At 59.9% G+C, this 12910-nt stretch carries 10 protein-coding genes; all 10 read right to left on the bottom strand.

The window, feature by feature from the left end; translation table 11 throughout:
• Nucleotides 1-98 precede the first annotated feature (98 nt).
• The 10 genes from H4V98_RS07495 to H4V98_RS07450 all read right to left on the bottom strand — a co-directional run bounded on the left by H4V98_RS07495 (nt 99) and on the right by H4V98_RS07450 (nt 12872).
• Nucleotides 99-2231: a methyl-accepting chemotaxis protein gene (locus tag H4V98_RS07495; protein WP_280757393.1), complete on the bottom strand. Its 2133-nt coding sequence runs from the start codon at nt 2229-2231 to the stop codon at nt 99-101.
• A complete protein-coding gene (locus H4V98_RS07490) occupies nt 2224-3843 on the bottom strand; it encodes a methyl-accepting chemotaxis protein (RefSeq protein WP_280757392.1) in 1620 nt (539 codons plus the stop codon). Before H4V98_RS07490 ends, H4V98_RS07495 begins: the two co-directional genes overlap by 8 nt.
• Nucleotides 3844-3935: 92 nt before the next feature.
• The gene (locus H4V98_RS07485) at nt 3936-5609 is read right to left on the bottom strand and encodes a methyl-accepting chemotaxis protein (protein ID WP_280757391.1); all 1674 of its coding nucleotides are present in this window, start codon (nt 5607-5609) and stop codon (nt 3936-3938) included.
• Between the two features lie 349 nt (nt 5610-5958).
• The gene (locus H4V98_RS07480) at nt 5959-7674 is read right to left on the bottom strand and encodes a methyl-accepting chemotaxis protein (RefSeq protein ID WP_280757390.1); all 1716 of its coding nucleotides are present in this window, start codon (nt 7672-7674) and stop codon (nt 5959-5961) included.
• 47 nt (nt 7675-7721) lie between these two features.
• Nucleotides 7722-8243 carry a chemotaxis protein CheW gene (locus H4V98_RS07475; protein WP_280757389.1) on the bottom strand — a complete coding sequence of 174 codons (522 nt, stop codon included), beginning with the start codon at nt 8241-8243 and terminating at the stop codon, nt 7722-7724.
• A 198-nt stretch (nt 8244-8441) separates the two neighbouring features.
• Complete coding sequence (flgJ, locus tag H4V98_RS07470; protein WP_280757388.1) at nt 8442-9431, bottom strand: flagellar assembly peptidoglycan hydrolase FlgJ; 990 nt, start codon at nt 9429-9431, stop codon at nt 8442-8444.
• A gap of 9 nt (nt 9432-9440) precedes the next feature.
• On the bottom strand, nt 9441-10529 hold the full coding sequence (locus H4V98_RS07465) for a flagellar basal body P-ring protein FlgI (protein WP_280757844.1): 1089 nt from the start codon (nt 10527-10529) through the stop codon (nt 9441-9443).
• Between the two features lie 59 nt (nt 10530-10588).
• Nucleotides 10589-11254: a flagellar basal body L-ring protein FlgH gene (locus tag H4V98_RS07460; protein ID WP_280757387.1), complete on the bottom strand. Its 666-nt coding sequence runs from the start codon at nt 11252-11254 to the stop codon at nt 10589-10591.
• 29 nt (nt 11255-11283) lie between these two features.
• On the bottom strand, nt 11284-12066 hold the full coding sequence (flgG, locus tag H4V98_RS07455; RefSeq protein ID WP_280757386.1) for a flagellar basal-body rod protein FlgG: 783 nt from the start codon (nt 12064-12066) through the stop codon (nt 11284-11286).
• A 62-nt stretch (nt 12067-12128) separates the two neighbouring features.
• Complete coding sequence (locus H4V98_RS07450; RefSeq protein WP_280757385.1) at nt 12129-12872, bottom strand: flagellar basal body rod protein FlgF; 744 nt, start codon at nt 12870-12872, stop codon at nt 12129-12131.
• Nucleotides 12873-12910: the final 38 nt, after the last annotated feature.

Here is a 12910-nt window from a genome sequence, read left to right as displayed (position 1 = left end):
CGTATTTGGTTAACGACACGCGCAACAAAAACCTGAAGGGAAACCGGTCGTTTTTTTGCAACGATTGATTGTCAAGGCAAGGACTGTCAATCCACGCCTTAAAACTCTTCCCAATCATTCACACCTGCAGACGCTGCGGCATTTAAAGGCTTGGGCGCCAAAGGTGCAATGTCCCGCTTGGCTTTGGGTGCGGCGATGGTGCGTTTGGCAGCCGGTGGCTGCTGGGGCGCGGGACGCTGGTAGCTTGCCGCCGTGCGCCTGGACGGAGTCTCGTCATGTTGCTGGCGGTCATCGAGCTGGAACACGCTGACCACCTGGCTCAAGCCGGCCGCCTGCTCCTGCAGCGACTGCGCGGCTGCGGCTGCTTCTTCGACCAGCGCGGCGTTTTGCTGCGTCACCTGGTCCATCTGCGTGATCGCCTGGTTGATCTGCTCTATGCCCTGCGTCTGCTCCTGGCTGGCCGCCGTGATCTCGGCCATGATGTCCGTCACGCGTTTGACGCTGTCCACGATCTCGTCCATCGTCCGGCCCGCTTCGGCCACCTGCTTGCTGCCTTCCTCGACCTTGTCCACCGAGTCGCCAATCAGGGTCTTGATCTCCTTGGCAGCCGCAGCCGAGCGCTGGGCCAGGTTTCTGACCTCGGCCGCCACCACGGCAAAGCCCCTGCCCTGCTCGCCGGCCCGGGCCGCCTCGACAGCCGCATTCAGCGCCAGGATGTTGGTCTGAAAGGCGATGCCGTCGATCACGCCGATGATGTCCACGATCTTGCGCGAAGAGGTGTTGATCGCTCCCATGGTCTGCACCACCTGGGACACGACATGGCCGCCCTTGACGGCGACGCCCGAGGCCGAGGCCGCCAGCTGGTTGGCCTGGCGCGCGTTGTCGGCGTTTTGCTTGACGGTGCTCGTCAGCTCCTCCATCGAGGCGGCGGTTTCTTCGAGCGAGCTGGCCTGCTGCTCGGTGCGGCTGGACAGGTCCATGTTGCCGGCGGCGATCTGGCTGGAGGCCGTCGCGATCGTGTCGGTGCCCTGCCTTACGTCGCTCACCACATGGGCAAGGCTGTCGCGCATGGACTCTACGGCTCGGGTAATCACCCCCATTTCATCGCGACGATTCGACACCAGTCGCTGGGACAGGTTGCCCTGGCCAATGGCCTCCACCTGCTGGCTTAAAAGCCCTAACGGCCGCAATGCACGGCGAATGGCGATGCTCAGGGCAATCGCCATGATCACTGCAGCCAGCACCAGAACACCCCCCAGCCAGGTCATTTGACGATACAGGTCTGCCAGCGCCTCGGCAGCCGGAACTTCAGCGACCACCAGCCAACCCGTCGATTCACTCTTGGCTACAGAAGCGTAAAACGGTCCGACACGCAAGGGGTCAAGGACTGCCGGCGCGTTATCGATCCAGCGGTTGTCGTCGCTCTGCAGACGCGTGACCCATTCAGCGGACTGGATCGGGAGGACCTGGGAAAGTTTCTTGCCCGCAGCCGTTGGATGAAAAACCAGAGAGGCCTCAGCGGGCGCGCCGTTTGGATTGACGATATAGAGGCCCCCCGTGCTGAAAACCTTGGTCTGGCTCACCGCAGCGCTTAAAGTTGCCTCTTGAGCCGATATGTCCAGGCCGATGTAGAGCACCGCCACAATTTGATCAGCCGAATCGCGCACTGGCACGTACACGGTCATGAAGGGACGCCCGAACAGCATGGCGCGTCCAACAAACTTCTTCCCGCTACGCAGCACGGCGTAAGCAGCACTTTTACGGTCAAGCAGGGTTCCCACGGCGCGTTCGCCATTCTCCTTTTTTACCGAGGTCGCAATTCGGCGAAAATCTTCGCCTTGCACCACAAACACGGTGGCATTACCGCCGGGAAAAGTACTGGCAAAACCATCCACTTCGGTGGTGTTGTCGTTGATCATCACGCCGTAATTTGACAATGACCCTTGCGCCGCGTCATCAAGCGTCAGAACCACTCCAAACTGACGTCTAAATACACCGAACGCGTTTTCCGCTGTCAAGCGCATGGACTGGTCGAATACATCCACGGACCGGGCGATGCTTTCCGCCTTGGCTGTTGCGTATTGAGAGGCGCTGCGCTGTTGCTGCGAGGACACCATTGCGTAAAAGAAGACAAGGATCAGAACAGTGGCCAAAAATATGGCAACGGCTGCCCGGACAGTCAGGGTCCGCGCCAAGGAGACGAACGCTGGAGCTGCAGTTTTTTCACGCATAAGAAACCTCTTTTGATAATCCAGCCAAGCCTCTTGCGGTCACGTGGTGGACCGGCTCTGTGCCTTGTGCCTCATCGAGACTGAACACGCTGACCACCTGGCTCAAGCTGGCTGCCTGTTCCTGCAGCGACTGCGCTGCCGCGGCCGCCTCTTCGACCAATGCGGCGTTTTGCTGCGTCACCTGGTCCATCTGCGTGATCGCCTGGTTGATCTGCTCTATGCCCTGCGTCTGCTCATGGCTGGCGGCTGCAATCTCGGCCATGATGTCGGTCACGCGCTTGACGCTGTCCACGATTTCTTCCATCGTCCGGCCGGCATCGGCCACCTGACGGCTGCCCTCCTCAACTTTTTCCACCGAGTCGCCAATCAGCGTCTTGATCTCTTTAGCCGCCGCCGCGCTTCGTTGCGCCAGGCTCCTGACTTCAGCGGCCACCACCGCAAAGCCCCGGCCCTGCTCGCCCGCTCTGGCCGCCTCGACCGCCGCATTCAGGGCCAGGATGTTGGTCTGAAAGGCGATGCCGTCGATCACGCCGATGATGTCCACGATCTTGCGCGAGGAAGTGTTGATGGCCCCCATCGTGCCGACCACCTGCGCCACCACCACGCCGCCGCGCACAGCCACGCTCGACGCCGAGGCCGCCAGCTGGTTGGCTTGGCGGGCGTTGTCGGCGTTTTGCTTGACGGTGGAAGTGAGTTCTTCCATTGAGGCGGCAGTCTCTTCCAGTGACGACGCCTGCTGCTCGGTGCGGCTGGACAGGTCCTGGTTGCCGGCGGCAATCTGGCCGGACGCCTTGGCTATCGTGTCAGTGCCCTGGCGGACCTGGCTGACGATACCGATCAGGCTGGACTGCATGGCCGAGAGAGAAGTCAGCAGTTGGGCGACTTCATCTTTTCCCTTGACCAAGATGAACTGCGTCAGGTCACTTTGTGCAACCGCATTGGAAGCGGCCATGGCTTGGGCTAGTGAACGCGTGATGCCTCGGATCAGGAACAGGCCAAAAACCAAGGCAAACACAACCCCAGCAACGATAGCGCTGATAGCCACATTGCGAATAGTTTGATACTGCGAAATGGCGCCATCATATTGAGCTTTAGCGCCCTCAAGCTGCAGCTTGATCAGCGCGTTCAAAGCCGCCTTAACGGGAATATAAAGCGGACCGACCTTTTCGTTCATGATCAGTTTGGCATCTTCCAGGTCATTCGCGCGCAGTGCGTCTGCGGCAGGCTTGACGCCTTCGCGCACAAATTTGGCGCGCGCATCGGAAAATTTTCCGGCAATTTCTCGCTCCTCTGGTATCAAATAACTTGCCATATAGGCCTCCCATATTTTGCCGATGGCCATGATATTGGCGTCGATCTGGGCGGTTTTTTTGGCAATGTCCTCGGGTGTGGGTGTGATGTAGCTGGACGCAAGAAACACCTGGTTTGCCAGAGAAAGGCTGTCGATCTCACCAAGCTGGCTGATCGGCACCGTGCGTTCTGCATACACCGTTTTCAGCGCGTCGTTGGACTGGTTGATGCCAAACAGGCCAATGCTGCCAATACCAATCAGCAAGATCGACAAAATGCCTATCAGTATCATCAGTCGGGTGGATATTTTGAAAGAGTTCATAGTAGTTTTGGTTGATGCGGTAGAAGCCTGCGCTTGGTTATTGCCGAGGGTCCAAAAGCTTTGGGGTAAATTTTGTTACTTTTCGGTGATAACTATCGCGTTGACAGCACCGGACCAGTCAACACTGGCGCAGCAAGGGCCTTTTTTTCGCTTCGCGGCTCCCTCGGCGTAAGGTAGCGGTCCGCCGCACCGACCAGAGAATGCTTAGCTTGGCTCTCCAGCCGGAAGACGCTGACCACCTGGCTCAAGCCGGCAGCCTGCTCCTGCAGCGACTGCGCGGCTGCGGCTGCTTCTTCGACCAGCGCGGCGTTTTGCTGCGTCACCTGGTCCATCTGCGTGATGGCCTGGTTGATCTGCTCGATGCCCTGGGTCTGCTCCTGGCTGGCGGCCGTGATCTCGGCCATGATGTCGGTCACGCGCTTGACACTGTCCACGATCTCGTCCATCGTCCGGCCCGCTTGGGCGACCTGCTGGCTGCCTTCCTCGACCTTGTCCACCGAGTCGCCAATCAGGGTCTTGATTTCCTTGGCTGCAGCGGCCGAGCGCTGGGCCAGGTTTCGGACTTCGGCCGCCACCACGGCAAAGCCCCTGCCCTGCTCGCCGGCCCGGGCGGCTTCGACGGCAGCGTTCAGCGCCAGGATGTTGGTCTGAAAGGCAATGCCGTCGATCACGCCGATGATGTCCACGATCTTTTTCGACGACGCGTTGATCGCGCCCATGGTATCCACCACCTGCGCCACGACCTGGCCACCCTTGACGGCCACGCCCGAGGCCGAGGCCGCCAGCTGGTTGGCCTGGCGGGCGTTGTCGGCGTTTTGCTTGACGGTGCTCGTCAGCTCCTCCATCGAGGCGGCGGTTTCTTCGAGCGAGCTGGCCTGCTGCTCGGTGCGCGAGGACAGGTCCAGGTTGCCGGCCGCGATCTGGCTGGAGGCCGTGGCAATGGTGTCGGTGCCCTGGCGAACTTCACCCACGACTTTGGACAGGCTGTCGCGCATGGTTTTCATGGCGAACAGCAGGCTGCTGCTATCGCCTGGACGCGTCTTGACGTCAACCGCCAAGTCACCGGCCGCGATGCTGCCGGCAATACCGGCCGCGTAGTCCGGTTCGCCGCCAATTGATTTTTCAATGCTGCGAACGACCAGCAAGATTATCCCGCTCAAGGCAATGCCAATAGCGCCCAGCAAAATGATGGCATTCCACAGGTCTTGTATAAAGGCGTCACTCAAATCGTCCAGATAAAGCCCTGTGATGAAGGTCCAGTCCCACGGCTTGTAGGTCAGCACATAAGCGCCCTTGGGAAACACCTTTTTTTGATCTGCATGGCCGGGCTTTGGCCAGACATATTCAATCCATCCCTCTCCAGCGCCTTTGGCGATGTTCGCCACATTCCTGTAGAAGTACTGTCCGTTCGCATCCTTGAAATCAGTGGCATCTTTGCCGACGAGTTCTGTTTTTATCGGATGCATGACAACCGCAGGATGAGAATTAATGACCGTGTAGTAGCCATCCTTCCCGTAGCGCATGGCCTTGAGCCTGGCCAGCGCCTGGTTTTGTGCCTCCTCCAGCTGCAATGCGCCGGAGGAAACCAACGCCGCATATTCCTTCACAGTTGACATCCCGACGTCAGTCGCAAACTTCAAAGCAATCTGGCGTTCCTCAAAACGCTGGGATTTGTTCTGAAAGATATTGACTGTACTGATACCCAACAGGCAAAGCCAGCTAATAACGAGTGGCAAATAAAGTTTGGTGCGAAAGGTTAGCGTCATGTTGGTTAAACGTTAGATAAAGATGCGTATTGAAAGGGGGTAATTGTTGTTGCGGGGGGGTCCGAGTCAAGCTACGCGCTTTTCCACCAGCCCCATTTCCCAACTTGTCATGAACCGGTCGATATCGATCAGGATTAGCCTGCGTTCGCCTAGGGCCGCCAGGCTCATCAATATTTACTCATTAAATCGACCTCTCGGGCAATTTTTACGTTCTCTACTAGCTATTAAATACATAGCTATTTAAAAATTTTTGTAGTTTGGGTTAGCCCCCAGGGGCGTAACCCAACATCGGCGGTTGCGCCCCTGGGCATGTCGGATAACGCGTGCGACTAACCCGACTTCATCTTTTTTAGAACGTTTCCCAGTCCCCGCCGGCAGCCGTCGCAGCAGCTGCCAGTTGCGAGCGTTTGGGAGCGGCAATAGCTGGCTTGGCGCCCGGTAACTGCTGGGGTGCGGCGGTCTTTTTGCGGCTGTCTGGACGCGGGGGGGCAGCCCCGTAACGGACTTGGCTGACTTGTGCCTCATCGAGTCTGAAAACGCTGACCACCTGGCTCAAGCCGGCAGCCTGCTCCTGCAGCGACTGCGCGGCTGCGGCTGCTTCTTCGACCAGCGCGGCGTTTTGCTGCGTCACCTGGTCCATCTGCGTGATCGCCTGGTTGATCTGCTCTATGCCCTGCGTCTGCTCCTGGCTGGCCGCCGTGATCTCGGCCATGATGTCCGTCACGCGTTTGACGCTGTCCACGATCTCGTCCATCGTCCGGCCCGCCTCGGCCACCTGCTTGCTGCCTTCCTCGACCTTGTCCACCGAGTCGCCAATCAGGGTCTTGATCTCCTTGGCAGCCGCAGCGCTGCGCTGGGCCAGGTTTCTGACCTCGGCCGCCACCACGGCAAAGCCCCGCCCCTGCTCGCCCGCCCGGGCCGCCTCGACGGCCGCATTCAGGGCCAGGATGTTGGTCTGAAAGGCGATGCCGTCGATCACGCCAATGATGTCCACGATTTTCCTGGACGAGGTGTTGATGGCGCCCATGGTGTCCACCACCTGCGAGACCACCGCGCCGCCGCGCACGGCCACGCTCGACGCTGACACGGCCAGCTGGTTGGCCTGACGCGCGTTGTCGGCGTTTTGCTTGACGGTGCTCGTCAGCTCCTCCATTGAGGCGGCGGTTTCTTCGAGCGAGCTGGCCTGCTGCTCGGTGCGGCTGGACAGGTCCAGGTTGCCGGCGGCGATCTGGCTGGAGGCCGTCGCGATGGTGTCGGTGCCCTGGCGGACCTGGCCGACGATGCCCGTCAGGCTGGTATTCATGTCCTTCAAGGCCTGGAGCAACTGCCCAGTCTCGTCTTGGGTCCTCACTTCGATGTCGCTGGTCAGGTCGCCAGCGGCCACTTTCTGGGCCACCAGCACGGCCTGCTTCAAGGGGTTTGTGATCGAGCGGGTAATCCAGAAGGCAAAAGCGCTTCCCAGCAGCACAGCGAGCAGGCCCAGACCGATCATCAGAGTGCTTGTCGAGGCGACGCGCTGCTCGACATCAGCGCCGCTGACTTCGACTATCTTTCTCTGCAGCGCAACGATGCGAGTCACGTTGTCTTGCACTGCATCGAGCGCTGGCAGAGTCTCGTTGTTCAGGACCTGGATGGCCTCTGCCTTGTTGAATTGGGCCAGCATCTTGATGGACTTGTCCATGGACTGGAGGTAACGAGCGCGTTTTTCCTTGAAGTCGGCGAGCAGAGACTTTCCCTCGTCCGTGGTCATCAGCGTTTCAAGGACTTGCACAGCATCATTGATGGTTTTTGCGTTGCTCTTGATCCGTTCATTGATCGTGTTGGTCTGCGCTGCATCCTGCGCAAAGAACAGCTCCATGGTGCGGCGCGCATTTGCGCGGATGGTGGCGTTGATGGTGTTGGCAGCCTCGGCCTTGACCCAGTCTTTCTTGACCATGTCAGCGTTGCTGTCGCCAATGCTGTTCAGGTTTGACAGCACAACCACGATCAGGGACGCCATCATCAGCAGCACCAGCGCAAAGCCCGAACTCAGCCGGGTGCCAATTTTCAGATTTCCGATATTCATTTTCTTCTTCGTTGATTCAGTTCTTTTTCGGTTTCTACACGGGAAAGTCAGGCCACCATTTTTTCAATCAAGCCCATCTCATCGCTGGACATGAGTTTTTCGAGATCGACCAGAATCAGCATGCGATCGTCCAACGTTCCCAGACCGATCAGGTAGGCGGTATCGAGCACCGAACCCATCGCTGGCGCTGGCTTGATCTGCCCGGGCGTCAAGGTGATCACGTCCGAAACGCTGTCCACCACCATGCCCATGACCCGGCTGCCGATGTTGAGAATGATCACCACCGTGAACTGGTCATACGATGGCGTTCCCAGATTGAACTTGATGCGCATGTCGACGATGGGAACAATGATGCCGCGCAGGTTCACCACACCCTTGATGTGCTCGGGTGCATTGGCAATGCGCGTGACCGTGTCATAGCCGCGCAATTCCTGCACTTTCTGGATGTCGATGCCGTACTCTTCCTGGCCCAGCGTGAAGGACAAAAACTCCAGCGCCTTGGGCGCCGCAGCACTGCGAGGCTCTGCAGCGGCGTTAAGAGACGGGGGATGGCTGGTGGTTGCGTGCATGAAAATTCCTTGAGCTGAGGGTGGTGAGGCGCCTGGCCAGGCGCGTGCAAGTTTTGGGAACCGAAAAGCTGTGCTGGCAGTGAATAACTGTCTTTGTTTATCGGCTGAATAATCGAAAAATGAAGGCCAGCCCGTCTTCCCAGCCGTTCATTGCGCTTTTATTTGCGTTTTTTTTGCCCCCGTTTTGTATGACACTAACTAGACCATCTGTTCCATGAGGCGAACCAGCTTTACGCCGTACTGCGGATCGGTGGCGTAGCCTGCACGTTGCAGCCCATGCGCAGCTTCGGCCGGATCCTTCGTGGCCAGCACGTCGGCGTAACGTGGGTTGCTGGTCAGGAAGCGGGCATAGTCGGTAAACGATTCTTCATAGGAGCTGTACGCACGAAATTTGGCCTGGATTTTCTGGGCCACACCGTTGACGTATTCGGTCGTGGTGGTTTCAACCACCGGGCCTTTCCAGCTTTTGTCGGCCTTGATGCCAAACACGTTGTAGCTCGTCCGGCCGTCGTCGGCGCGAATCTCGCGTTTCCCCCAGCCTGATTCCAGCGCGGCCTGCGCCATGATCAGTTGCGCCGGTACGCCGCTGGCTTGGCTGGCCCGCTGCGCAGCGGGCAGCATGCGTGAAACGAATTGCTCGACATGCGCTTGCGGCAGGACGCTGCGGCTCATCGTGGCCTGAGCGGTGGCGGTCTCGTAAAACGAAAGGTCTGGCGCGCGCTTGAGCGGCGGCATCGGCTGGGCAAAACGCTGTGAATCCGTGGCCAGCGGCATGCCCAGCGGCTGGGCTCCGGGCATCTCACCCCTTGGGCCGTCGGCTGGCGCCAGTTGGACGGCATCGCTGCCCAAGGCGCGGTTGAGCTGCGCGAACATGGCCTCGGCAAGGCCCAGCCCCCGGCCTGAAAGGTGCTGCGACAGTTGCTGGTCCAGCATCGAGGTGTACGTCTTTTCCTGCGAGCTGCTGAACAGCCCGTCTGACGGCGTCGCTTCGCGCATGCTTTTAAGCATCATCTGCATGAACATCACTTCAAACTGTTTTGAAGCCTGCTTCATGCCTTCCTGCGGCGAGGTGCGGACGGTACGCCGCAAGGCGTCAACACCCTGCACGTCCAGCGACAGGCGCTGATCGAGCACACCCGGGCCGGAAGCATTTGGGCCATTGAGGCTGGAAAGTCCGGCACTGGTCATGAAAGCACCTTAAATAATTTCAAGCTCGGCGCGCAAGGCGCCCGCCGCTTTCATGGCCTGCAGAATCGACACCAGGTCCTGCGGGTTGGCGCCCAGGGTGTTGAGTCCCCTGATGACATCTGCCAGCGAAGCCCCGCCGCGCACGACTTGCAGCGCGCCGCCGGCCTGGCTGATCTCGATCTGCGACTTTTGCGTCGCAACGGTGGCACCACCTGAAAGCAGGTTGGGCTGGCTGATGACGGGTTCGGTATTGATCACCACCGATAAATTACCGTGTGCCACGGCGCAATCGTTAAGCCTGACGTTTTGGTTCATCACCACCGAGCCGGTTCTGGCGTTGATGACAACTTTGGCGACGGCCTGCGCCGGCGCTACGTCAAGATTCTGGATGCGCGCCAGGAAACCGACGCGCTCTTCGGGTCGGGCGGGCGCCGTGACCTGGATCACCCGGGCGTCCAGCGCGGTGGCAGTACCGGGGCCAAAACTGCGGTTGATCGCTTCCATGGCCGTTTGCGCAGTGCCAAAATCGCTGGTATGAAGTTCCAGCATCAGGGTGCCGTCGCCGCCGAGCGGAGACTCGACGGCGCGCTCGACGATCGCGCCGGCCGGAATCCGGCCAGAACTGAGCTGGTTGATCTTGACCGAGCTGCCGCCGGCAGAAGCGCCGGCCCCGCCAATCACCATGTTGCCCTGGGCCAGGGCATACACCTGGCCATCAGCGCCTTTCAAGGGCGTCATCAGCAAGGTGCCGCCGCGCAGGCTTTTGGCATTGCCCAATGACGATACGGTGATGTCGATGTTCTGTCCGGGCCGCACGAAAGGCGGCAAGGTTGCCGTCACCATCACGGCCGCTACATTTTTCAGCTGCATGTTGGTGCCGGCCGGCACCGTCACGCCAAGCTGCCCAAGCATGTTGTTCAGGCTTTGGGTGGTGAATGGCGTCTGCATGGTCTGGTCGCCGCTGCCATCAAGGCCCACCATCAAGCCATAGCCAATCAGCGGGTTGTCGCGCACGCCCTGAATGCTGGCCAGGTCCTTCAGCCGCTCCGCCTGTGAAGGCAGGGCGATCAGGAGACTGGCAAGAAAACACAGTTTCATGGCGACTGCCAAGACCGGCTTGCTGGTGCGAACGTCACGCGAAATAGTTTGATGCATGGTCAGAAAGGCAGCACGTTGAGGAAGGCACGCTGCAGCCAGCCCATGGTCTGCGCTTCGTCGATATACCCTTTGGCGCTGTATTCAATCCGGGCGTCTGCCACCTGGGTGGAAGGCACGGTGTTGCTGGCGCTGACGGTGCGCGGATTCACCACGCCAGAAAACCGGATGAACTCGGTGCCCTGGTTGATCAGCATCTGCTTTTCACCGCTGACCAGCAGGTTGCCGTTTACCAGGACATCCACCACCGTGACGGTGATGACGCCGTTGAAGGTGTTTCTGGAATTGGCACCGCCCTTGGCACTCATGGTGTTCTTGCCGCTGGCCTCTGCGTCCAGGTCGCTTGAAATCAATCCCCCGATCAGCTTTGGAATCAGACCGAGCACAGAACTGGCACTGCCGCTGCGGCTGGCGTCTGCAGCGGAGTTCTTGCTGGCATTGATGTTTTCACTCACCACAATGGTCAGGATGTCACCGATATAACGGGGCCGCCGGTCTTCGAACAGGGCCTGCGTGCCAAAGCCTGTGCGGTAGATCGACCCATTCGCTGGTCCTGCGGGGCGAACCTGGAGGTCGGCACGGGCGCTCATGGGCTGCTGCACCAGCGGTTCGCGCGGTATTTGGGCGCAGCCGCCCAATAGCAGGCTGGCCGCCATTGCCCACCCCATAAGCCGGCAGTTTGCGAACAAGTGGCACATCACAGCTGCGACAGCCGTGCCAGCATTTCGTCTGAAGTCTTGACGACCTTGCTGTTGATTTCATAGGCGCGCTGCGTCTGGATCATGTTGACGAGTTCTTCCACGACGTTGACGTTGGATGATTCGACATAGCCCTGGTTGAGCGTTCCCGCGCCATTCTGGCCGGGGGATGTCTGGTTCGCGCCGCCGGAAGCGTCGGTTTCAACGTACAGGTTTTCACCATTGCTTTGCAGACCGGCGGAATTGAGAAAAGTCGCCAACTGGATCTGGCCGACCTGCACGCTGGCCGCGCTGCCCGCCTGAACCACCGACACCGTGCCATCGCGGCCTATGGTCATGCTGGTGATGTTTTGCGGCAGCGTGATGGCTGGCTGCACCGGATAACCACTGGCGGTCACAAGCTGGCCATTCTGGTCGGTCTGAAAGGAACCATCGCGGGTGTAGGCGGCTGTGCCATCGGGCATCAGCACCTGGAAAAAACCGTTCCCGTTGATCAGCACATCTTTCGGGTTTTCGGTTTTGGTCGAATTGCCCTGCGTATGAATGCGCTCTGTGGCCACCACGCGCACGCCAGTGCCCAGTTGCAGGCCCGAAGGCATGCGGGTCTGGTCTGACGTCTGGCCGCCACTTTGGCGAAGGTTCTGGTACATCAGGTCTTCGAACACGGCGCGGCTGCGCTTGAAGCCCGCGGTGCCGACGTTGGCCAGGTTGTTGGCGACCACATCGAGCTGGGTCTGCTGGGCATCAAGACCGGTCTTGGCAATGGAGAGAGAACGAATCATGGGAGAAATCCTGCGAGTTGGCCGAGGCCTGGTTCATGTCAGAAAAAGAAATCGAGCGCAAACTAACTGCTGGACAGCAGCTTGTTGGCCTGCTGATCGTTGCTTTCAGCCGTCTGCAGCGTCTTCATCTGCATTTCAAAGCGGCGCGCGTTGGCAATCATCTCCACCATGACTTCGACCGGATTGACGTTGCTGCCTTCCAGCGCGCCAGTCAGCAGCCGCACGGCAGGATCGGCCTGGGCGGGGGCTGCGCCGGCTTGCATCCGGAAAAGCCCGTCGTCGCCGCGCACCAGGTCGCCAACGGGTGGATTGACGAGTTTCAGGCGCCCTACTTCAGCCGCACCAGTCAGCGGGTCGCCTGGGCCGATGGCGCTGACGACGCCTTCGCTGGTTACGACCAAGGCCGACCCGGGCGGCACCACCAGCGGCCCGGCTTCGCCTGCGATGGGCCGGGAATCCATGGTCATCAACTGGCCCTGGGCGCCAACCTGCAGGTTGCCGACGCGGGTGTAGGCTTCGCTGCCGTCTGGCATCTGCACTGTCAGCCAGCCCTCGCCGCGAACGGCCACATCCAGCGCGCGGCCGGTCTGGGTCATGGGACCGCTGCGCATGTCGGCACCAGGCGTCGAAGCCACCACCATGGCGCGCGTGGCGGCTTCCTGGCCGACCACCGGCACAGCCCGAAAGCTGTTGATCTGGGCACGGAAACCGGGCGTCGAGACATTCGCCATGTTGTTGGCGACCGACGCCTGCTGCTCCATCGCCTGCTTGGCACCGCTCATGCCGACGTAGATCATCCGGTCCATACTTTTGTCCTGGGTTCGCTGGTTTTGTTGATGCCACG

Origin of the sequence: Polaromonas sp. CG_23.6, from assembly GCF_029892315.1 — a bacterium.
Lineage (GTDB): Bacteria > Pseudomonadota > Gammaproteobacteria > Burkholderiales > Burkholderiaceae_C > Polaromonas.
The sequence above is the reverse complement of the archived record's forward strand: the minus strand, read 5'-3'. Positions and strand labels throughout refer to the sequence as shown.

Coding starts and splice junctions, on each gene's coding strand:
- H4V98_RS07490 (WP_280757392.1), bottom strand. CDS start 3,843: ATGAACTCTTTCAAAATATCCACCCGACTGATGATACTGATAGGCATT.
- H4V98_RS07465 (WP_280757844.1), bottom strand. CDS start 10,529: ATGAAACTGTGTTTTCTTGCCAGTCTCCTGATCGCCCTGCCTTCACAG.
- H4V98_RS07460 (WP_280757387.1), bottom strand. CDS start 11,254: ATGGGGTGGGCAATGGCGGCCAGCCTGCTATTGGGCGGCTGCGCCCAA.
- H4V98_RS07495 (WP_280757393.1), bottom strand. CDS start 2,231: ATGCGTGAAAAAACTGCAGCTCCAGCGTTCGTCTCCTTGGCGCGGACC.
- flgJ (WP_280757388.1), bottom strand. CDS start 9,431: ATGACCAGTGCCGGACTTTCCAGCCTCAATGGCCCAAATGCTTCCGGC.
- H4V98_RS07480 (WP_280757390.1), bottom strand. CDS start 7,674: ATGAATATCGGAAATCTGAAAATTGGCACCCGGCTGAGTTCGGGCTTT.
- H4V98_RS07485 (WP_280757391.1), bottom strand. CDS start 5,609: ATGACGCTAACCTTTCGCACCAAACTTTATTTGCCACTCGTTATTAGC.
- H4V98_RS07450 (WP_280757385.1), bottom strand. CDS start 12,872: ATGGACCGGATGATCTACGTCGGCATGAGCGGTGCCAAGCAGGCGATG.
- H4V98_RS07475 (WP_280757389.1), bottom strand. CDS start 8,243: ATGCACGCAACCACCAGCCATCCCCCGTCTCTTAACGCCGCTGCAGAG.
- flgG (WP_280757386.1), bottom strand. CDS start 12,066: ATGATTCGTTCTCTCTCCATTGCCAAGACCGGTCTTGATGCCCAGCAG.